At 42.0% G+C, this 19,655-nt stretch carries 23 protein-coding genes; 4 read left to right on the forward strand and 19 right to left on the reverse strand.

Going from position 1 to position 19,655, the window contains the following annotated elements; genetic code table 11:
* Window positions 1–64: 64 nt before the first annotated feature.
* From BN1875_RS08895 to BN1875_RS08930, 8 genes are all read right to left on the reverse strand, one after another.
* Window positions 65–1,087, reverse strand: coding sequence for a D-alanine--D-alanine ligase family protein (locus tag BN1875_RS08895; RefSeq protein ID WP_048604496.1), 1,023 nt, complete (start codon window positions 1,085–1,087; stop codon window positions 65–67).
* 112 nt (window positions 1,088–1,199) lie between these two features.
* Entirely contained in the window at window positions 1,200–1,568 is a 369-nt protein-coding gene (locus BN1875_RS08900; RefSeq protein WP_048604497.1) for a hypothetical protein, read from the reverse strand.
* Window positions 1,569–1,638: 70 nt separating this feature from the next.
* Window positions 1,639–2,106: a low molecular weight protein-tyrosine-phosphatase gene (locus tag BN1875_RS08905; protein WP_261795778.1), complete on the reverse strand. Its 468-nt coding sequence runs from the start codon at window positions 2,104–2,106 to the stop codon at window positions 1,639–1,641.
* The gene (locus tag BN1875_RS08910) at window positions 2,103–2,675 is read right to left on the reverse strand and encodes a TetR/AcrR family transcriptional regulator (RefSeq protein ID WP_048604498.1); all 573 of its coding nucleotides are present in this window, start codon (window positions 2,673–2,675) and stop codon (window positions 2,103–2,105) included. Before BN1875_RS08910 ends, BN1875_RS08905 begins: the two co-directional genes overlap by 4 nt.
* 11 nt (window positions 2,676–2,686) lie before the next feature.
* The gene (gene ruvB / locus BN1875_RS08915) at window positions 2,687–3,694 is read right to left on the reverse strand and encodes a Holliday junction branch migration DNA helicase RuvB (RefSeq protein WP_048604499.1); all 1,008 of its coding nucleotides are present in this window, start codon (window positions 3,692–3,694) and stop codon (window positions 2,687–2,689) included.
* Window positions 3,695–3,706: 12 nt separating this feature from the next.
* The gene (ruvA, locus tag BN1875_RS08920) at window positions 3,707–4,297 is read right to left on the reverse strand and encodes a Holliday junction branch migration protein RuvA (protein WP_048604500.1); all 591 of its coding nucleotides are present in this window, start codon (window positions 4,295–4,297) and stop codon (window positions 3,707–3,709) included.
* Window positions 4,298–4,520: 223 nt separating this feature from the next.
* On the reverse strand, window positions 4,521–5,267 hold the full coding sequence (locus BN1875_RS08925; RefSeq protein ID WP_048604501.1) for an SDR family oxidoreductase: 747 nt from the start codon (window positions 5,265–5,267) through the stop codon (window positions 4,521–4,523).
* A 73-nt stretch (window positions 5,268–5,340) separates the two neighbouring features.
* Complete coding sequence (locus tag BN1875_RS08930) at window positions 5,341–5,904, reverse strand: DapH/DapD/GlmU-related protein (protein ID WP_048604502.1); 564 nt, start codon at window positions 5,902–5,904, stop codon at window positions 5,341–5,343.
* A gap of 120 nt (window positions 5,905–6,024) precedes the next feature.
* Between BN1875_RS08930 and BN1875_RS08935 the strand changes: the two genes are divergently transcribed.
* Window positions 6,025–6,912 (forward strand): LysR family transcriptional regulator, encoded by an 888-nt coding sequence (locus BN1875_RS08935; RefSeq protein ID WP_048604503.1) that lies wholly within the window; start codon window positions 6,025–6,027, stop codon window positions 6,910–6,912.
* Between the two features lie 129 nt (window positions 6,913–7,041).
* Here the strand turns inward: BN1875_RS08935 and msrB are convergent, their stop codons facing one another.
* The 6 genes from msrB to BN1875_RS08965 are packed head-to-tail and all read right to left on the reverse strand — an operon-like array spanning window position 7,042 to window position 13,832.
* Window positions 7,042–7,479: a peptide-methionine (R)-S-oxide reductase MsrB gene (gene msrB / locus BN1875_RS08940; protein ID WP_048604504.1), complete on the reverse strand. Its 438-nt coding sequence runs from the start codon at window positions 7,477–7,479 to the stop codon at window positions 7,042–7,044.
* A 28-nt stretch (window positions 7,480–7,507) separates the two neighbouring features.
* Complete coding sequence (locus BN1875_RS08945; protein WP_048604505.1) at window positions 7,508–8,062, reverse strand: Maf family protein; 555 nt, start codon at window positions 8,060–8,062, stop codon at window positions 7,508–7,510.
* Between the two features lie 3 nt (window positions 8,063–8,065).
* A complete protein-coding gene (gene mutL / locus BN1875_RS08950; RefSeq protein WP_048604506.1) occupies window positions 8,066–10,078 on the reverse strand; it encodes a DNA mismatch repair endonuclease MutL in 2,013 nt (670 codons plus the stop codon).
* 15 nt (window positions 10,079–10,093) lie between these two features.
* A complete protein-coding gene (gene mutS, locus BN1875_RS08955; protein ID WP_048604507.1) occupies window positions 10,094–12,646 on the reverse strand; it encodes a DNA mismatch repair protein MutS in 2,553 nt (850 codons plus the stop codon).
* The gene (locus tag BN1875_RS08960; RefSeq protein ID WP_048604508.1) at window positions 12,630–13,016 is read right to left on the reverse strand and encodes a YlbF family regulator; all 387 of its coding nucleotides are present in this window, start codon (window positions 13,014–13,016) and stop codon (window positions 12,630–12,632) included. Before BN1875_RS08960 ends, mutS begins: the two co-directional genes overlap by 17 nt.
* A gap of 18 nt (window positions 13,017–13,034) precedes the next feature.
* Window positions 13,035–13,832, reverse strand: coding sequence for a TIGR00282 family metallophosphoesterase (locus tag BN1875_RS08965; RefSeq protein ID WP_048604509.1), 798 nt, complete (start codon window positions 13,830–13,832; stop codon window positions 13,035–13,037).
* Window positions 13,833–13,988: 156 nt separating this feature from the next.
* Between BN1875_RS08965 and lepB the strand changes: the two genes are divergently transcribed.
* A complete protein-coding gene (gene lepB, locus BN1875_RS08970; protein WP_048604510.1) occupies window positions 13,989–14,510 on the forward strand; it encodes a signal peptidase I in 522 nt (173 codons plus the stop codon).
* A gap of 114 nt (window positions 14,511–14,624) precedes the next feature.
* On the forward strand, window positions 14,625–14,786 hold the full coding sequence (locus BN1875_RS13735) for a hypothetical protein (RefSeq protein ID WP_171000772.1): 162 nt from the start codon (window positions 14,625–14,627) through the stop codon (window positions 14,784–14,786).
* A gap of 41 nt (window positions 14,787–14,827) precedes the next feature.
* On the opposite strand, the gene pepT is transcribed toward BN1875_RS13735, so the two are convergent.
* From pepT to BN1875_RS08995, 5 genes are all read right to left on the reverse strand, one after another.
* Window positions 14,828–16,051 carry a peptidase T gene (gene pepT / locus BN1875_RS08975; RefSeq protein WP_048604511.1) on the reverse strand — a complete coding sequence of 408 codons (1,224 nt, stop codon included), beginning with the start codon at window positions 16,049–16,051 and terminating at the stop codon, window positions 14,828–14,830.
* A 73-nt stretch (window positions 16,052–16,124) separates the two neighbouring features.
* Window positions 16,125–16,547, reverse strand: coding sequence for a methylglyoxal synthase (gene mgsA, locus BN1875_RS08980; protein WP_048604512.1), 423 nt, complete (start codon window positions 16,545–16,547; stop codon window positions 16,125–16,127).
* A gap of 114 nt (window positions 16,548–16,661) precedes the next feature.
* Window positions 16,662–17,303: a hypothetical protein gene (locus BN1875_RS08985; RefSeq protein ID WP_048604513.1), complete on the reverse strand. Its 642-nt coding sequence runs from the start codon at window positions 17,301–17,303 to the stop codon at window positions 16,662–16,664.
* Window positions 17,304–17,336: 33 nt separating this feature from the next.
* Window positions 17,337–18,113, reverse strand: a complete 777-nt coding sequence (locus BN1875_RS08990) for a Cof-type HAD-IIB family hydrolase (protein ID WP_048604514.1) — start codon at window positions 18,111–18,113, stop codon at window positions 17,337–17,339.
* 28 nt (window positions 18,114–18,141) lie between these two features.
* Complete coding sequence (locus tag BN1875_RS08995) at window positions 18,142–18,780, reverse strand: DNA alkylation repair protein (protein ID WP_048604515.1); 639 nt, start codon at window positions 18,778–18,780, stop codon at window positions 18,142–18,144.
* A gap of 253 nt (window positions 18,781–19,033) precedes the next feature.
* Here BN1875_RS08995 and rpsD point away from each other — a divergent pair, with 253 nt between their 5' ends.
* The gene (gene rpsD / locus BN1875_RS09000; protein WP_048604516.1) at window positions 19,034–19,639 is read left to right on the forward strand and encodes a 30S ribosomal protein S4; all 606 of its coding nucleotides are present in this window, start codon (window positions 19,034–19,036) and stop codon (window positions 19,637–19,639) included.
* Window positions 19,640–19,655: the final 16 nt, after the last annotated feature.

A 19,655-nucleotide genomic window follows, 5' to 3' on the forward strand; every position in this document is an offset into this window, starting at 1 on the left:
TTTAGACCTGAGCATTTTTTTCTTTAATCAATTCTAACAAAAGCGACAAGTTCTCCCTTATCGGCTAATTTCTTCCAACCCCCTCCAACGACAACTGCAGGATTTTCTCGCATAGCTCTTGATAAGAAATTCCAGCAGCTTGAGCCTCTTGGGGAAGCAAACTGTGTGGAGTCATGCCCGGCAATGAATTGGCTTCAATCACATACACTTCATTTTCACGACTCAACATGAAATCCACCCGTGAATAAACAGAAAGTCCCAGCAGCTGATGTACTTGCCATGCACAAGCCTGCATTTTTTCTGTCAACTCCGGTGATAAAACGGCTGGTGTAATTTCTTCAGTCATGCCTTGTTGGTATTTATTTTTATAGTCATAAAATCCTTCTTTGGGAATCAACTCGATAATCGGTAAAACTTGTTCCCCTAAAATGCCTACGGAAAATTCTCTGCCTTCAATTTTTTCTTCCACTAAAACCGTTTCTGAATACTGAAAAGCCGCCGCCAAAGAATCCGCCAGATCCGTCTGATTCTCTACGATTTCAACACCGATACTTGAACCATTGTCATTGGGTTTGACAACCACCGGTCCATCGATTGTAACCGGACTGTCTTTCGTAAGTATTTGCCAAGGAGCAGTTTTGATGCCATGATACGTTAGCAATTCTTTTGAAATCTTTTTATCCATTGCCAGTAGGCTGCTTTTGTAACCGGAGCCAGTATACGCAATCGAATACATATCGAATAACGCTTGAAGCTGTCCATTTTCTCCAATTCCTCCATGCAGTGCCAGGAAAACAAGATCACTGGTTTTACAAATAGGAATCACATTAGGTCCTACCAAATCAGCTTGTATTTTTTTCATTTCAGCTACATCTGGCGCTTTTTCATCGATTGTATGCGTATATTTTTCCATACGGTGTTGCGCAAAGGCTTCGGCAAAGGTTTTACAATCTGCTGCTCCCTCGTACACATCCAGCAAAACTACTTGGTGACCATTTGCCATCAATGCATTCGCAATCTGACTTCCAGAAGAAAGAGAAACTTCCCGTTCATCACTTAATCCGCCGGCCAATACAACTATATTCATTTTATTTCCTCATTTCTGTTTTTCTTTCACCTATTTTACCACTTTCTTACTGAGAAAATTACCAACAAAAAAATCATCCACGAAATGATTCAGGATGATTTCTACTATTTTTTTAACGGGAGATGTTTTCTCGGTGACCATTTGGAGCAAGAATGCTGATTTTTCGAACGGATTCTAAGGGAACCATCCGAATCTGCTGCTTGTCTTTTTGTAATTTGATCAACAAATGTCGCCGATCTTTATTTTTAGCCACCAACCAGCCGGAGATTGTTTCAAATTTTCGTTCAGCATCGGGATTATCCACTTGAAGAACCACCAGACTGTGCTGACGTGCTGCTTTTTTTATAGCATCCCGCATTTCTACGGAGATTTTTTCTTGTTGCCGATTCTCGGCAGTATCACTTAAAAATGTATCGAGTAAAGTATTAGAAGTAAGCGCAACGAATTGACGAATTTTTTTGATTTTCGATTTTTTTTCCATTGCAAACCCCTTTCTGCTTCAAGCAAATCAGCTTTTGTAAAGCCTATTCTAAATAATTTTCTGCTAAAACTCAAGCCTTGCTGTTTCGCTCAGCTTGCAAAACGGCAAGCCAACTATCCAGACCTTCTTTTAGCAGTTGGTAGGTTTCTTGAAAATCTCCGGTATACCACGGATCAGGAACGGCCATTGCTTTTTTGTCGGGAACGACACTCAAATATAAATGGATTTTCTTTTCTGTACCTGCGGGAGCAATTTTCTGCAGATCTCGAAGATTGTTTTGATCCATTCCAATGATAAAATCAAACGTATGAAAATCTGTCTCCGTGATTTGTCGGGCATGCATTTTTGAAAAATCGATACCGGCTTGCCGCAAAATATTTTGTGTTCCTTCATGGGGCGGATTTCCCGCTTCCCAACTGCTGGTTGCTGCTGAATCAACAAACAGCTCGATTCCTTTTTCCTGTGCCCGTTGCCGCATCAGTCCTTCTGCCATGGGCGAGCGACAAATATTTCCTAAACAGACAAATAAAACCTTCACTCTATCTCCTCCTTTTGATACATCCGAAAAGAGAAAAACTCAACATCTTTTGCCAGTTGAAAAAGTTGAGTAGCGATTTCTAAAGGTGATTCCTGGTACCCGCCGGAAATCCAAGCAAGCAGGACGCCACTACAGCCGTAGGAAAAAAAACGGCCATAAAAATCTTTGTCCTTTTCAGTCAATACACCTTCTGTATCTACCTGTTCAAACAATTTGCGGAATAATTTCGTTACGATCAATGAAAATTCTTTGATCAAAACATCTCGATTTTTCTCAGTCGTCACTTGATAGAACACGTTTTTTTCCTTCATTGTTTTCAGCATTTTTAATGCCTGTTCTTCCCAATTATCGATGGACAATTCTGCTGAGGTCAAATATTTTAAGGAATCGTTCAGATAAATCCAACGCAGTAATTCTGCTTTGTCGGAAAAATGATAGTAAAACGTCTGGCGATTGATTTCTGCTTTTTTAGCGATATCTTGCACGCTGATTTTTTCATAGGGCTTGGTTTGTGTCAAAGCGACTAAGGCTCGTCCAATTGCCCGTTTTGTCTGATTTCCTTCTGTCATAAGCCTCTTCCTCAATCTGAAATTTGATATGAATAGCCAAAATGTTCATAGGCAAGATGAGTGGCAATTCGCCCACGGGGAGTACGCTTTAAAAATCCCTTTTGGATCAGATAGGGTTCGTACATGTCCTCGACCGTTTCCGTTTCTTCTCCAATATTGACAGACAGGGTGCTTAATCCCACTGGTCCGCCGCCATAAATTTCGATCATCGTTTTGATCAATTTTTGATCAACATAATCCAAGCCGGCTTTATCCACCTGCAGCAAGCTCAACGCCCGATCGGCAATCAAGCGGTCAATCACTCCATCGGCCTGTACTTGAGCAAAATCCCGAACCCGCTTCAACAAACGGTTGGCGATTCGCGGGGTTCCCCTTGATCGTCGTGCGATTTCGATTGCACCTTCTGTAACAATTTCTGTTTGAAAAATATCCGCCGAACGCAACACGATTTCCCGCAGATCCTGCTCTTGATAATATTCCATGTGACTAATAATTCCAAAGCGATCCCGTAATGGCGCTGAAAGCATCCCGGCACGAGTCGTCGCCCCCACAAGTGTAAAGGGTGGCAAAGGAAAATGAACCGGGTGAGCCGTGGTTCCCTGTCCAACCATGATATCCACATAAAAATCCTCCATCGCCGAATACAGCATTTCTTCTGCAACTCGCGGCAAACGATGGATTTCATCAATGAACAATAAATCCCCCGGTTCCAATTCATTTAAAATCGCCACCAAATCTCCCGGTTTTTCAACAGCCGGTCCGCTGGTGGTACGGATATTGACACCCATTTCGTTAGCAATCACCATGGCCATCGTGGTTTTTCCTAATCCCGGTGGTCCATAAAGTAGCACATGATCGAGGGATTCTTCACGATTTTTCGCCGCTTCAATATAAATACGCAGCTCTTCTTTAACCTTATCCTGACCGATATACTGTGAAAGGTATTGTGGTCGCAACGATTTTTCGAGGATTTCTTCCGTCTCTGTCGTTTCCGGTGAAACGATCCGTTCGTCTGTCATTGACCGTTCCTCCTATTTTTTCATCATTAATTTTAGAGCTTCCCGCAAATATTCATCGGTTGTTTTTTGCGGATCAACAGGCAATAATTTTTCTACCCGCTTGGTTTCTTTCTCACTGTAACCCAAAGCAGACAAAGCTGCCATAGCTTCTTCCAAGGCTTGATTCTCGGATAAAATCGGCATTGCCGGCAATTCTCCTGCCAATTCGCCCAATTTCCCCTTCAAATCCAAAATCATTTGTTGCGCTGTTTTTTTACCAACACCGGGAAACTTCGTCAAATACGTAGCATCACCAGATTCAATGGCTGCGATCATGCCATCGTGCTCTTCATTTGCCATGATGGCCAAAGCACTTTTCGGTCCGATTCCAGAAACGCTGATTAGGCGCAAAAATAATTGTTTTTCTTCTAATTTGCCAAAACCATAAAGTAGATGCGCATCTTCCCGAATCACTTGATGGACATAAATTTTGACTTCTTGATTCATTTTGCTGCTGTAACGATAGGGATTTCCCAATGCGATTTGATAGCCGATGCCCTGCGTTTCCAATACAAGATAAGCTGGATTGATCGCCGTTACAAGTCCAATGATATATTCGTACATGCCCTAACCCTTTCTGTACATATGTTCCCCTTATTGTATCACAGTTTTCATCGACAAAAAAGGCAGAGAAATGATTGGCTCTTTCTCTGCCTAGTTTAGCTAAATCAGCGGAAAATTTTTTAAGCTGAGCCGACAAAAAAGTTCGGAGAATCAGCAAAAATTCTCCGAACTTTTTTACTTGTGCTTACTAACTTTTTGAAACAAAGGAATTGGTTGCCCCATTTTACCAAGGTTGATCGGTAGGTCCAACGGTGAACTCATTAACGTTTGTGTCTTCTGGTTGGTCAATTGCAAAAGCAACAATATTTGCAACGCTTTCTGGTCCAATTTGATAGGTTTCATAAAGAGAGGACATGCCTTTTTCTGTTTCCTTATCGGTGATCGTCGTTAACAATTCCGTTTTTATTGCGGCTGGATAAATCGTTGCCGTACGGATATGGCTGCCTTCTTGTGCTGATTCCATGCGCAAAACTTCCATCAAATCTCGAACAGCCCATTTTGTGGCACCGTAAACTGCGCCACCAGGATAGGCTTTTAACCCGGCAACCGAAGAAGTGGTGATTACATGCCCAGATTTTTGCCCTTTGAAGGTTGGTAAAACAGCGGCGATCCCGTTCAAAACACCTTTGATATTCACGTCCACCATTTGATCCCATTCGTCCGTCTTCAATTCAGATAACGGTGAGTTTGGCATCAAGCCGGCATTCAAAAAGATAACATCAATTTTTCCAAAGGCTTCTTTTGCAAGATTAACTAATGCTTCATTATCTGCTGGTTTGGTTACGTCGGTGACCCGAAAGACAGCTTCGCCACCTGCTTGTTTGATTTCCTCAACGATTTTTTGCAATTTTTCCTCACGACGAGCGCCCAGAACAATTTTTGCTCCTTTGCTTGCTAATAATTTTGCCGTTGCTTCTCCGATTCCTGATGATGCGCCTGTGATTACTACTACTTTGTCTTGAATTGCCATAATAAACATTCCTTTCTCGAACCTATGATTATTTTGCTTAGCACCAAAAATGTGTCACACCTTTGTTGTCACATTACTGGGAAGGCTGTTGTTCTTTATAATTAGAGTTGATACCTTTGATAAATCTGGCTGGAACGCCACCCACAATCGTATTTGCTGGTACATCGTTCGTCACTACTGCCCCGGCTGCGACGATTGCATTCTCTCCGATCGTCACCCCTGGAGTCACTGTGACATTTGCCCCCAACCATGCATTCTCATGGATATACACTGATTGCAATTCCAAATGCCGCCGTTCTGCCGGTTCTATTCGATGATTGACAGAGGCGATCGTAACATTCGGTCCAATCAACACATGATCGCCAATAAAAATACCGCCTAAATCGGTGAACATTGAATGGCTATTAATGAAAACATGCTTCCCAATGTGTAAATTGCGACCAAAATCCGACCAAAATGGCAAACGAATTTCAGTTGTTCCATCAATCGTCTCATTGGTAATTTTGCTGATTCGCTCACGAATCTCTGCTTGGTCATGGGTACCGGTATTTAATTGTTGGAGTAACGGTTGATTAATTTCGTTGATTTCTTCAACCTGATCATACGCCGCAGTCCCCAAGTCCATCTTTGACTTCATTGACTTCCCTCATCTCTTATTTATTGATTGACTACAGTATACTGGGAAATTATACTAATGTTAAATACTTATAATGTATTAATTACTATAATAATTAGTTATGGAAAAAGGAGTGGTTCCATGGATATTCGTGTTCTTCGCTATTTTGTCGCCATTGCACAAGAACAAAATTTTTCCCACGCAGCACAGTCCCTGCATGTGTCACAGCCAGCTTTATCCCGCCAAATTATCGATTTGGAAACTGAATTAAATGTTAAGCTGTTTGAACGGAGCCATCGCCAAGTAAACTTGACTCAAGAAGGCTATTATCTACTGGAACGTGCACAAGAAATTATTCGTTTGTTTGACAAGACAACATATAATTTACAAAAGCAAGACATCATTAGCGGAACGTTGGATATCGGTTCTGGTGAAAGTCATGCCATGACCTACATCATGCAAACAATTCAGCAGATCATTCACAAATATCCCCAAATTCATATCAATCTAAGAAGTGGAGATGCCAGCCTGATAGAACCGCAATTAGATAGTGGTATTTTAGAATTTGGAGTCATCATGGGACGGCGACAGTTGGATAACTATAACTTTCTCACTCTACCTGAGGAAAATCGTTGGGGTCTCTTAATGCGAGCCGATGAACCGCTTGCCCGTCATTCAACCATTTCTCCCGCTGATCTTATTGGTCGCCCCTTAATTGTTTCTGCGCAGGCAAAGCAGCGGGGGATTTTTAAAGAATGGAGCAACGAACTATTTGATCAGTTTAATTTTATCGGTACCTACAATCTGATTTTCAACGCTAGTTTGTTGATTAAAACCGGTGCCTGCATGGCATTGACCTATGAAAATTTAGTCGAAACCTCCCAACAGAGCGGACTCGTCTTTCGTCCTTTGGAACCTCAATTAACTGATCCCAATATTCTGATTTGGAGTAAAAGCCGAAGCTTGCCCAACGTCAGCAAACTATTTCTAGAAACGATTCAAAAAAATATTCAACACACTGACGTATAATTAGCGGAGAACTTTTATTTCTCCATCACGTTCAAACTTTTTAGAAAATGAAAGATTGGCTTGATTACTGCTCAACAATCGTCAGCAAAAAAAATAAAGCCCCTTTTCAAAAGCGGGCTTTATTTCCTATTATTCCACATATTCTTTGTATTCACTATAGCCTTGTTGATCCATTTCCTCTAACGGAACAAAGCGCAAAGCGGCGGAGTTGATGCAGTAGCGCAAGCCGCCTTTTTCTTCCGGTCCATCTGAAAAAACATGTCCTAAATGCGCATCCGCTTCATCACTACGAACCTCAACTCGGTGCATTCCATGAGAAAAGTCGGCTTTCTCTTTGATTTCTTTTCGAAGAATCGGCTTGCTGAAAGAAGGCCAGCCACAGCCGGCATCAAATTTTTCGGTAGAAGAAAACAACGGTTTGCCGCTGATAATATCCACGTAAATGCCTTTTTCATAAAAATTATCGTATTTTCCCGTGAATGGCTGTTCCGTTGCGCTTTCTTGCGTAACTGCATAAGCCATTGGTGAAAGTTGCTTTTTCAATTCTTCTTTTGAATATTCTGCCATTGGAAATCCTCCTTTAGTGGAAGCAAACCTACTTAATTTCCTTCATCATCTGATAAATTGCGCCTACAGGAAAGCCCACAATACTATAGTAATCGCCATCCACCTTTTTTACAAACATCCCGGCTTTTCCTTGGATTCCATATGCACCAGCTTTATCCACGTAATCTCCTTCATCGAGATACTGATTAATCTCTGCATCCGTCAAGTCAAAAAAGAGAACTTTGGCAGGAACCAATTTGGTGAGCATTTGCCGACCTTTACGCAAAACCACCGCCGTATATACATGATGCATTTGACCGCTCATCAGACTGAGCATCTCAAATGCTTCTTCCCGAGATTTGGGTTTTCCTAAAATTTTCCCACCGGCCACTACGATGGTGTCACATGCAATCACTAAATCATTCTCATGCTGTTTTGCAACGGTTTTTGCTTTGGTTTTTGCCATTCGCATGACGTATTCTTCTGGCTGATCCTTTTCGTGAACTGTTTCGTCAATGTCGGCAGGTTCAACCGTAAAATTATCGACAATATGGGCAAGCAATTGTTTTCGCCGTGGTGATTGCGACGCTAAAATAATCGCCATTTTTTACATCGTCTCCTTCGTTTTATGCGGATCTTGGATTCGTTTAAACATTTTTTCCATGTCGCTGTTAGTGAAGTGAATCAGTACCGGGCGTCCATGGGGACAGTTAAAGGGATTTTCACAGGTCGCTAAATCCTGCAGCAACACGCGGGCTTGAGCCTCGTTCAAATGATGATTGGCCTTGATGGATCGCTTACAGCTCATCATGATTGCAGTTGCTTCTCGGAATTTTTTGACACTGACACTGCCGGTTACCAGCAACATATCGATCATTTCACGAATAATCGCTTCTTCTTGTCCTTTCGGATACCATACAGGATGAGCTCGAACAATGAAGCTGTTGGCGCCGAATTCTTCTAAATAAATCCCTACATTTTCCAACAGTTCAGCTTTTTCCTTCAGCTTTAGCGCATCACTGTTGGGGTAATCTAAAACAAAAGGCACCAGCAATTCCTGCAAATCATTGGTGACATCCCCAATTTTTTCCCGATAATATTCGTATTTGATCCGTTCTTGCGCCGCATGCTGGTCGATGATGTACAATCCCTGCTCACTTTGGGCAAACAAATAGGTTCCATGCATCTGACCAAAATAATCCAATTGTGGAAAACGTTCTGTGGGACGATCATCTGAAGCCAATACTTTATCTAACAAAGTTTCACATTCTTTATTGGCCAAATCAAATTCCGGATGTAGCCGAATCTCTTCCTCGGAGAAGTCCGATACGACATTGGCAGCATTTGGTTTTTCTGTGACCACGTCTGACTCCAACGGCACAAATTCATCCTTTTTAGATTCCTGTGAAAAAACTGGTGCTGGTTTTCCACCAATATCCACAAGATTATCCACAGGGTTTTCCACAGTCTGTTGATAACTTTCCTCCACAAAAAATTTTCCACTGGTGGCATCGTAAGACAAACCTTTAGTGTTTCTTGGTTCAGCAAAATCCATCGCCAACTGTTCCGTTTTTTCTTGAGGAGTCTGTTTCTTTTTAAAACTTAAATTGTCAGCTGCATTGGGGATTAGATTTTCTTCCCGCAAGGCATTATTGATGGCTTTGCTCAATAATTCTGTCAATTCTTTTTCCTTTGATAAACGGACCTCCTGCTTGGTTGGGTGCACATTGACATCTACCAATAGCGGGTCCATCGTGATCTCGATCACTGCTAAAGGAAAACGACCAATCATTAATTTTGAGCCATAACCTGCGACGATGGCTTTGTTCAGTGCAAAATTTTTGATATACCGGCCATTGATAATTGTTGACAAATAATTCCGACTGGACCGGGTAACTTCCGGTAATGAAACATAGCCTTCGATTTTAAAATCTAAATCTTCTGCTTGGATTTTCAACATTTTTTTAGCCGTAGTAATGCCGTAAATTCCCGCCAAGGTCTGTTTTAGATCGCCATTGCCGGCAGTCGCCAACATTTTATTACCATCGTGAACCAAACGAAATGCAACAGAGGGGTGGCTCAGTGCCAACCGATTGACGATATCCCCAATATTCGCCAATTCCGTTTGAACCGTTTTAACATATTTCAAACGCGCTGGCGTATTAAAAAATAAGTTTTCCACAGTAATCTTGGTTCCTTGCCGCAAAGCAGAAGGAGTATGGGATTCAACAGCACCGCCTTTTAATTTCAGCAAGGTTCCTTGTTCCGTTCCTTGCACCGCTGTTTCGACGGTCACTTCGGATACGGAAGCAATACTTGGCAAGGCTTCGCCACGAAAACCCAGTGTTCGTATCCGGAATAAATCATCCCGATTGTGGATTTTGCTGGTGGCATGTCGTTTAAATGCATTCACCACATCATCATCAGCGATTCCTTCACCGTTATCTGTCACCTGAATTTTACGCAGACCTGCTTCTTCAATTAGAATATCAATTTGGGTACTGCCGGCATCTAGCGCATTTTCCACTAATTCTTTAACCACCGATGCGGGGCGCTCCACCACTTCCCCTGCAGCAATCTGATTGGCAAGACGTTCAGATAATTCTTGGATTTTTCCCATAGATACGCCTTCTTTCTAAATCCGTTTCTGCAACTCGTACAATGTATTCAATGCTTCCATTGGGGTCATTTCTAATAAATTCAATTTTTTCACCGTATCAATCACACCTAATTCACTGGTAGAAACTTCGCTAAATAAGGACATCTGCTCGATTTCTTCAGTGACAGCAGGAGGAGCTTGCAGGACAGCTGGTGTATCTGCTTCTAATCCCTTTAAGATTGTTGCAGCTCGTTCCAGCAAGTTTGTCGGCAATCCGGCAATTTTTGCCACGTGGATACCATAACTTTTATCCGCAGGTCCTTCCATCATTTTATGAAGGAAAACCACATCGCCATCTTTTTCAACTGCTCCCACATGGATGTTGCGCAGTTGAGGCAAGGCTTCATCCAGAACCGTCAATTCATGATAATGAGTAGAGAATAAGGTCTTGGCTTTCACTTCTTTATGGATATATTCAATAATGGCTTGCGCCAACGCCATACCATCATAGGTTGCTGTTCCCCGTCCCAATTCATCAAATAAAATTAAACTGTTCGGTGTTGCATGACGCAAAGCTTGATTGGCCTCCATCATCTCCACCATAAAAGTACTTTGTCCAGCGATTAAATCATCACTGGCGCCAATACGGGTGAAAATCCGGTCAAAAATCGGCAACTTTGCCGTTTCTGCGGGGACGAAACACCCCATTTGCGCCATGATGACAGTCAATGCCAATTGCCGCATATAGGTGCTTTTCCCTGACATATTTGGACCGGTAATCAGTAAAATCAGGGTTTCTTGATCCATCGTGATGGAATTTGGGATGTATTCTTGATGCCCCAAAACTTTTTCCACAACGGGATGGCGACCTTCTAAAATTTTCAGCTCTTTGCCAAAAGTCGGTTGTACATATTGGTAGCGTTCGGCGATCATCGCAAAACTTTGCAGAACATCCACCGCGCTGAGGGATTTTGCCAAGGTTTGCAGTCGTTCGATAGCCTGCTTGATTTGTTCCCGCACCTCTAAGAATAATTGATACTCCAAATCAACTGATTTTTCTTCGGCCTCTAAAATTTGCGTTTCCAATTTTTTCAGTTCCGGTGTGATAAAACGTTCGGCATTTGCCAAAGTTTGCTTTCGTTCATAGCGGCCTTCTGCTAAATTGCCTAAATTGGCCTTCGTGATCTCGATATAATACCCAAACACCCGATTGAAGCCGACCTTCAAATTACGGATGCCGGTTTCTGCTCGTTCTTTGGCTTCTAATTCCGCCAACCATTGTTTGCCGTTTCTCATCGCTAAACGGTATTGGTCAAGCGTTTCATTGAACCCGTCCTTGATAACATTGCCTTCTGTAATCTGCAACGGTGCCTCTTCATTGATGGCACCTTCAATCAATTGGACTAGATCTTCCATCGGTTCCAAATCTACCAGCAGGTCATTCCATTCCCCTTGATTGATTCCAGTCAGCAATTCGCGAATCAGCGGAACTTGCAGCAGAGAGGTTTTTAATTGGATCAAATCCCGCCCGTTGACGTTTCCAAAGGCCACACGTCCAGCTAAACGCTCCAAATCATAAACCTTGGTCAAATTTTCCTGCAGGTCAGCCCGTTCAAAATAACTATTCAGCAGAGAAGCGACCATTGCTTGTCGGGCAAGGATTGCTTGTTTTTGAATCAAGGGTCGATCCAACCATTGTTTCAGCAAACGTCCCCCCATTGCCGTCTTAGTTTCATCCAACAGCCACAATAAGGTGCCGTGTTTTTTTCCGGTACGAATTGATTGGCTCAGTTCTAAATTAAATTTCGAATAATAATCCATCTTCAAAAAATGATCTGGTTGATAGTCCACAGCTTTTTGCAAATGTGCCAAACTACGCTTTTGAGTGATGGATAAATAGCACAGCAGTTTTCCCGCCACTTCTTTTTCCACTGAATTAGTCAGTTCACTGGTCAAAAATTGAAATTCTGCATTTTCCTCAATGGTTTCCTGCGTGGAGAAAACCACGTTCAATCGATCCTTCAATTGTTTTTTCAGCTCATCTGAAATTTCACTGCCAAAAACGATTTCTTTGGTTTGCAGCGCAGAAGCTTCATTAATGATGGCTTCTTCATCTTTTAAAACGGTGGCTTTTAGTTCACCGGTACTCAAATCCACATAAGCAAATCCGTAGTCTTTACCGGTAAAGGTCAGCGCCGTCAAAAAATTATTGTCCTTAGCCGAAAGCCCCTTGCTTTCCATAACGGTTCCGGGGGTCACCAATTGAATGACTTCTCGCTTAACCATCCCTTTAGCCGTTTTGGGATCTTCGACTTGTTCACAGATTGCGACTTTATAGCCTTGTTCGATCAACGTATCCACGTATCCTTGGGCAGCATGGTAAGGAACTCCGCACATGGGAATGGGGTCGTCGGCATTACGGTTGCGGCTGGTCAAAGTCAATTCCAAAATTTGTGCGGCTTTGATAGCATCCTCGTAAAACATTTCATAAAAATCCCCTAAGCGGTAAAAAAGGAATGCATCCTGGTACTGTGCCTTGATTGCCAAATACTGTTCCATCATAGGCGTATTTTTAGTCTTTTGAGGCATTCGGTTTTTCCTCCTCGATTGTTTCATTTACTTGTCTTTGCAACGAATCCGTCACAAAATGCAGCAGATCGTTGGCTTCCAACAATTTTTCCCGATAAGCAATCACTAGCGGCTGTTCCTCAAACTCTGCTGTGTAGCGATTTGCCGCAGCAATAGCAGCTTTTTCTGCTTCTGGTTTTCCATAATGAGCAAAATTGACGGCCTTTTTTTGTGCGGTTTTAATTTTTTCTTCCAACTCTTGCAAATGCTGATTTTTTTCGATTTTTTCTTTGATCCGCTTGAAAGATCGGATTGTTTCGTGAGCAGCTAGTAATTCTGTTAACTGTTCAAGGGCTGCTTTTACTTCTGGTTCCCGTTCTAATGCATCCATGGCTTTCATCCTATTCGCTTATTCGTCAAATGGTCGATCGTCACTGATTTGAATCGTATGGATTGCAGTTGCTTTGCCTGTTCTTTCATCAATATCAATCAGGCAACCGGATAAAATGGTTCGGCCGCTTTCCACTACTTCAAACCGCTGAGGCAACGTCGTCAAAAATCGTTCAATCACGGGTTCTCGTTTCATGCCTAAGATACCATCATAAGGACCGGTCATGCCTGCATCTGTCAAATAGGCGGTTCCTTGCGGTAAAATTCGAGCATCATTGGTTTGCACATGGGTATGGGTTCCGACGACGGCTGAAACACGTCCATCAAGATACCAACTCATCGCTTGTTTTTCACTTGTTGTTTCCCCATGGAAATCAACAAAAATCAAGGATGTTCGTTCCCGTGCCGTTGCCAACAGCTCATCGATTTTTCTAAAGGGATCATCCAACGCCACCATAAAGGTTCGTGCCTGCAGGTTGATCACCGCAAGCTCTACTTGATTGACCTTGACAAAAACCATCCCCATTCCCGGTACTTCTTCAGGAAAATTGGCTGGTCGAATCATTTTTTTCGCTTCTCCGATAAATTCAAAAATATCCCGATTGTCCCACGTATGATTTCCCATCGTGACGACATCGATTCCATCTTGTAAAAATTTTTTATAGATTTTCCCGGTGATTCCCCGACCAGAAGCTGCATTTTCTCCATTGCAGATCGTGACTTGCGGACGGTATTTCTTTTTTAATTTTGGTACATATTCTGTAATGGTTTTGCGGCCAAGAGCACCGACAACATCCCCAATAAACAATACCCGCACAATTTTTCCTCTTCTCTTTTTGACATCTTTCCTTATTATAGTTGTTTTTGGGTGGAAAAAAAAGCCCGCCTCCTTTTTCAAAGGAAAAGACACTTTGCTATCTAGTTTATTGAATTTTGGTTAGAATAAGATTAACAAACGAAAAGGAGGAGGCTTATGGCGCGATTTTTGAAAAGAATCGGATTGCTTGCGTTATTTGTTGTCGCTATTCTATTGATCCGTCACTATATCATTACTCCAATTATCGTCCAAGGAAAATCTATGCTGCCGACACTAATCAATAATGAACGCTTGTTGATGTCCAAAAATACTGACAATATCCAACGATTCGACATTGTGGTTTTCGATGCACCAAATGAGGATCGGAATTACATCAAGCGAGTAATCGGTCTGCCGGGAGAAACGGTGGAAATTCAAAAAGATCAGCTGGTAATTGACGGAAAAAAATACACCGAAGAATACCTTGATCCAAAATTAAGTGAAGAAGTTTTAACCACTCGTGAAACATTTACCGAGGACTTTGTTTTTGAAGTTCCCGCGGACAGTTATTTCGTTTTAGGCGACAATCGAACCAATTCCACTGATAGCCGTTACATTGGTGCGATTTCTAAGGAGGAGATTGAAGGTGTCGCTCGAATCGTTTTGTGGCCGTTGGATCGTTTCGGCGGGATAGAATAACACGGAATTATTTACAATCGTGTATTCCATCACAAACAAAGCGGTTTTCTTCGTTGTAAAAGCATGATAGAATAACATTGTAAGCATTATCAGAACTAACTGGAGGGATTCTTCATGAAAAAAAGTAACGAGGAAGTTTTGGCACGTCGCATCAACGAATACAAAAAGAAACGCGAAAAAATCGTGAAGGCCGCAGTGCAGGAGCACAAAGAAAACATGCCGGAGCGAAAAACGCTGCATTTTAAATTTGTCAAAGAGTCGACTGTCAAAAAATAAAAATGGCAGGCAGAAAGGAATTTTCCTTTTCTGCCTGCTTTTTATTTCCCTCCGCTCGCCAGGCGAACGATTTCAACAATCGTATCTCGGGCTTTTTCCATAGCTTCCAAGGTAATGAACTCATATTGCCCATGGAAATTTTCGCCCCCTGTAAATAAGTTCGGTGTTGGGATTCCTTTATAGGAAATTTTCGAGCCGTCTGTCCCCCCGCGAAAAGGAGTGATCTTGATGGGAATTTTTAAATTTTCCATCGCTTGTTTGGCATAGGTGACACTGCGGGGATCTTGATCAATAATTTCCCGCATGTTGTAGTATTGGTCAAACAAACGATAGCTAATCCGTTCCTGCTGCAATTCTTCATTAAGTTCGGTAATGATTTGCAAAATCCTTTGCTTGCGGGCTTCAAATTTTTCCCGATCATGGTCCCGAATAATATAGTGGAGCTCTGCATGACTGATATCCCCGATAAATTTATTCAGCAAATAAAAGCCCTGATATTCCCGTGTTTTTTCCGGAACTTCTGCTTGAGGCAGTTGTTGATCGATTTGCTCCCCAATTTTGATGGCATTGACCATTTGCTGGTAGGCTGTTCCGGGATGAACACTCGTGCCATCAATAAAAATTTCGATTTTTGCCGCATTGAAGGTTTCATATTCAAAATGCCCTACGCGTCCACTGTCTAAAGTATAGGCAAACGCCACCGGAAAATCGTCAGGATCAAACAAATCTGCTCCTCGACCGATTTCTTCATCTGGACCGAATGCCACCCAGACATCACCTCTTTCAGCAGCTGGAACCTGTTTTAACAATCGAATTCCGTCAATGATTTCGGCGATCCCGGCTTTATCATCTGCTCCTAAAAGAGTCGTGCCGTCAGTTGTGATCAACGTTTCTCCTACATAATCCAACAAATTAGGAAATTCCGTGACCGATAACACAATCTGCTTGCCCTCATTCAGGACAACATCCTGCCCATCATAATTTTCATGGACTTGCGGTTGACTATTTTCCGCAGAAAAATCTGCGGTGTCCACATGGGCAATAAAACCTACCGCTGTTTTTTTCGGATCACCTCTCAAAACCCCGATGGTAAAACTATTCTTCGGGTGATAGGCAACCTGTTCCAACCCCAAGTCGAGTAATTGATCCTTCAACAGCAATGCTAGATCAACTTGACCAGGCGTCGTAGGAATCGTAGTTGAGGTTTCATCGGAACGAGTATTGATTTTGGCATAACGTAAAAAATCGGTTAATAATTCTGACATATTTTCACCCTATTCTAAAAATGCGTTTCTAAAATTAAAATAATCACCCTATGCATGGAAGACGACTTCTTTTTCAAAAAGAAATCGGCTTTTCTTCCAGCTCGTGTACAATGTCACGAAAATCAGCAAAACCAGCATCTAGTCCCCGTAATAAAATTTCTGCGGTGCCAATATTCGTAGCTAAGGGAATTTCATACACATCCGACAGGCGGATCAGTGCCGTCACATCTGGTTCGTGGGGTTGTGCCGCTAATGGGTCCCGCAAAAAAATCACCATGTCCAGTGCATCTTCTGAAATCATCGCGCCAATCTGCTGATCTCCTCCCAATGGACCAGATTTGAAGCGATGAACCGGCAAGCCGGTTGCCTCTTCAATTCGTTTTCCGGTCGTTCCCGTGGCAAACAATTCATGCTTCACTAAAATTTCCCGATATGCTGTCGTCAGCTTGACCATCATGTCCTTTTTGCGGTCATGGGCAATCAATGCAATCTTCATCTCGTTTCCTCCGCTCTTTCTTTTCCTTAACGGTATCACACACAACAAAAAAAGCCTAGCCAGATTATTATCCGACTACGCTTTTACAACTTCCTTTTCGCAAGTTTGCTTTCGTCACATCCGTAACAGTGCAAGCAAATAGCGAATCAGGCGATAGACTAAAAACAATAAGAAAATATTCCCAAAAATAAAACGAAACAAATCGGTGATTGATCCTTTGATATTTGTCAAAGAAAAACGCCGCAAGAAACGGGGAAGCCGACTGTAGCCGTTTCGTTTTAAACGAAAACTTTCTTCGTAGGTTAATTCCAACATGTCATAATAAACCATTTGTAGTGGTTGGGAGGAGAAAAATGCTTTTTCAAAGCCCACCATCAGCGTGAACTGTTTGTTTCTGGAAGGAAAATTGCGAACTTTGGCTTTCTTGATGTGTATTTCCTCTTGTCCGGTTTCTTTTGCGGTGTAGCTGTATTCATCCTCCACCAACTGATAAATTTGAGCCGGTTGATTTTTTCTTAAAAAAGCGTCGTAGATTTCATCAAATTTACGGCTTTGAAGTACCAGATAAACGAATAAAGCGATGAGTATCAGCAACAAAAAACCATTTATCAACAAGCTATCTCTTGTGATTGCTGAATAGACAGCCAACAACAGTCCGCAAACTGCCAGCAAACTCAAACGCAACCGATAATATCCTTGGTACATCAGTTGAATGGAACGACGATAATAGTCAAAGTCCTCTTTTACAAAATCCATGAAACAGCTCCTCTCAAAACTTAACGGGGTAGTTTATAGCAAATGTAATTCTTTCAGTGCTTTCCAAATACCGTCTTGTTCATTTGATGCCGTGACAAAATCCGCTTCTGCCTGCACTTCTGCAGTGGCATTGCCCATCGCAATCCCTAAGCCGGATTCTCGCAACATTTCCCGGTCGTTTAATCCATCACCGAATGCGACAACATCTTCTCTATCAATCCCTAGACGATTAGCAACATTTAAAATCGTTGCCGCTTTTGAACCGTTTTTCGGCACAACATCAACACAATTTTCATGCCAACGAATGAAGCGTAATTTTTGATATTTTTGATCAAAATAACCTTCGTATTGTCGGCTATAAAAAGCCAGTGCCTGATAAACCTCTTGATCTTCTACGAATAATTGATCCAATTCCGGTAATGTCGCCCCAAAGGATTTCATCGCTTCGTCCATAACCTCTACATTAATTGATGTGGAACGTTTCGCAACATCCATACTGATAAAGGCGGTATCGATTGCCAATTGATTGGCTTCTTCTACGAATTGATCCAATTCAGAACGGTTTAAAAGATTCTTATAAATTTGTTGATGATCCAAAAAAGCGGCGGCACCGTTACATAAAACATAATTGGTAAATCCAAGATCGCGAATCACATCTTTAGCGTGAAACCGACTTCTACCAGTGGCTATTGTCACCAAATGCCCGGCTTTTCGCAGTTCTTCCAGTGCTTCCATCGTGCTGTCCAGCGGTTGCTTCTCATTGTCAAGAAGGGTCCCATCAATATCAAAAGCAAAAAGTTTTCGTTTCATAAGGGTTGTGTCGTCTCACTTTCTTATTCTATAGATACTTACTAGCTTCTCGAGTCGCCAACTTGCTGAAGTGCTGGTTCAAAAGCACCTGTCGGACCCATTCAGGATTCGTTTTGCTGTACTCTCTTAATGCCCATCCAATGGCTTTTTGAATAAAGAACTCTTCTGTATTCATATCATACTCAATGGCTTTTTTCAACAGCTCTCGGTCAGTTTTTTCCTTGAATTGCAACTGCAATGTGATAGCGATTCGCCGCAGCCAAAAGTCTGGTTGCTGATCAAACAACAAGAAAACCGCTTCCAGTTTTTCCGGATACTGCAAGACCCAGGTACCAAAAAATTTTCGCCAGGAATCGATACTGTCCCACCATTCCTTTTGCGCAGTCAAAACAAGCAGTTTTTCCAATTCCTCAAAGGAAAATCGACGGACATTTTTTTGTGCCAAATCGATTGCCAAATACTGGTATTCCCGTTCCTCTTTTTGATAATAGGTCGTGATCTCCACCAAAACGTCCTCTACCGACCAATTTTTGCTGGCAGTTAGAAGCGATTTTTGCAGGAATGCCCGTTGCGGTTTTGGTACACCGGCAAAAAGAAACCGGTTTTTCATATATTGTGCCATTGCTATAGCATTTTCTTCGTTTTTCGGAAAGATTACTTGCTCCATGCTCATTCCTCCATTGCTTATTTTCCAGCGTTTTTCCGCTGCCTTCCTTGACATAAGCTGTCTAAATAAAGTATACTACCATTTGTGTAAAATAATGCAGCAGAAAGATAATAACTCGTCACCAGTTCGTTGCCAGAATGGTTCAATTGTGTAACCGCGGCTGCAAAGGTGAAGATTGAAGAACGGACTGCACGAATATGAATTTTTCATCGGATTATTTTACTCCAAAACTATTTTATTGGAGGAATCTTTAATGTCTCGTTATACTGGACCATCATGGAAAATATCCCGTCGTCTAGGTATCTCTTTGTCAGGAACTGGTAAAGAACTAGCACGTCGCCCTTACGCACCAGGTCAACACGGACCAAACAGCCGTGGCAAAAAATCTGAATACGGCTTGCAATTAGCTGAAAAACAAAAACTTCGTCATATGTACGGAATGAACGAACGCCAATTCAACAACTTGTTCGTTAAAGCAAGCAAGGTCAAAGAAGGAAAACATGGTGTTAACTTCATGATCTACCTAGAACAACGTTTAGACAATATTGTTTACCGTCTAGGTCTTGCAACAACTCGTCGTCAAGCACGTCAATTAGTCAACCATGGTCATATCTTAGTTGATGGCAAACGTGTGGATATCCCTTCATACCACGTTGAAGTGGGTCAAGTGATCTCCGTTCGTGAAAAATCAAAAAATATCTCAACAATCAAAGATGCTGTTGAAGCAATCGTTGGACGTCCAGCGTTTATCAGCTTTGATGATGAAAAATTAGAAGGTTCATTGACTCGTTTACCAGAACGCGACGAAATGTACCCAGACATCGATGAAGCCCTTGTCGTTGAATTCTACAACAGATAAGCGTCTTTTCAAAAAA

It is taken from the genome of Enterococcus massiliensis (assembly GCF_001050095.1).
Lineage (GTDB): Bacteria > Bacillota > Bacilli > Lactobacillales > Enterococcaceae > Enterococcus_C > Enterococcus_C songbeiensis.

Coding starts and splice junctions, on each gene's coding strand:
- lepB (WP_048604510.1), top strand. CDS start 13,989: ATGGCGCGATTTTTGAAAAGAATCGGATTGCTTGCGTTATTTGTTGTC.
- BN1875_RS08985 (WP_048604513.1), bottom strand. CDS start 17,303: ATGGATTTTGTAAAAGAGGACTTTGACTATTATCGTCGTTCCATTCAA.
- rpsD (WP_048604516.1), top strand. CDS start 19,034: ATGTCTCGTTATACTGGACCATCATGGAAAATATCCCGTCGTCTAGGT.
- msrB (WP_048604504.1), bottom strand. CDS start 7,479: ATGGCAGAATATTCAAAAGAAGAATTGAAAAAGCAACTTTCACCAATG.
- mgsA (WP_048604512.1), bottom strand. CDS start 16,547: ATGAAGATTGCATTGATTGCCCATGACCGCAAAAAGGACATGATGGTC.
- mutL (WP_048604506.1), bottom strand. CDS start 10,078: ATGGGAAAAATCCAAGAATTATCTGAACGTCTTGCCAATCAGATTGCT.
- BN1875_RS08945 (WP_048604505.1), bottom strand. CDS start 8,062: ATGGCGATTATTTTAGCGTCGCAATCACCACGGCGAAAACAATTGCTT.
- BN1875_RS13735 (WP_171000772.1), top strand. CDS start 14,625: ATGAAAAAAAGTAACGAGGAAGTTTTGGCACGTCGCATCAACGAATAC.
- BN1875_RS08895 (WP_048604496.1), bottom strand. CDS start 1,087: ATGAATATAGTTGTATTGGCCGGCGGATTAAGTGATGAACGGGAAGTT.
- pepT (WP_048604511.1), bottom strand. CDS start 16,051: ATGTCAGAATTATTAACCGATTTTTTACGTTATGCCAAAATCAATACT.
- BN1875_RS08900 (WP_048604497.1), bottom strand. CDS start 1,568: ATGGAAAAAAAATCGAAAATCAAAAAAATTCGTCAATTCGTTGCGCTT.
- BN1875_RS08930 (WP_048604502.1), bottom strand. CDS start 5,904: ATGAAGTCAAAGATGGACTTGGGGACTGCGGCGTATGATCAGGTTGAA.
- BN1875_RS08935 (WP_048604503.1), top strand. CDS start 6,025: ATGGATATTCGTGTTCTTCGCTATTTTGTCGCCATTGCACAAGAACAA.
- BN1875_RS08990 (WP_048604514.1), bottom strand. CDS start 18,113: ATGAAACGAAAACTTTTTGCTTTTGATATTGATGGGACCCTTCTTGAC.
- BN1875_RS08925 (WP_048604501.1), bottom strand. CDS start 5,267: ATGGCAATTCAAGACAAAGTAGTAGTAATCACAGGCGCATCATCAGGA.
- ruvA (WP_048604500.1), bottom strand. CDS start 4,297: ATGTACGAATATATCATTGGACTTGTAACGGCGATCAATCCAGCTTAT.
- BN1875_RS08910 (WP_048604498.1), bottom strand. CDS start 2,675: ATGACAGAAGGAAATCAGACAAAACGGGCAATTGGACGAGCCTTAGTC.
- ruvB (WP_048604499.1), bottom strand. CDS start 3,694: ATGACAGACGAACGGATCGTTTCACCGGAAACGACAGAGACGGAAGAA.
- BN1875_RS08995 (WP_048604515.1), bottom strand. CDS start 18,780: ATGGAGCAAGTAATCTTTCCGAAAAACGAAGAAAATGCTATAGCAATG.
- mutS (WP_048604507.1), bottom strand. CDS start 12,646: ATGCCTCAAAAGACTAAAAATACGCCTATGATGGAACAGTATTTGGCA.
- BN1875_RS08960 (WP_048604508.1), bottom strand. CDS start 13,016: ATGGATGCATTAGAACGGGAACCAGAAGTAAAAGCAGCCCTTGAACAG.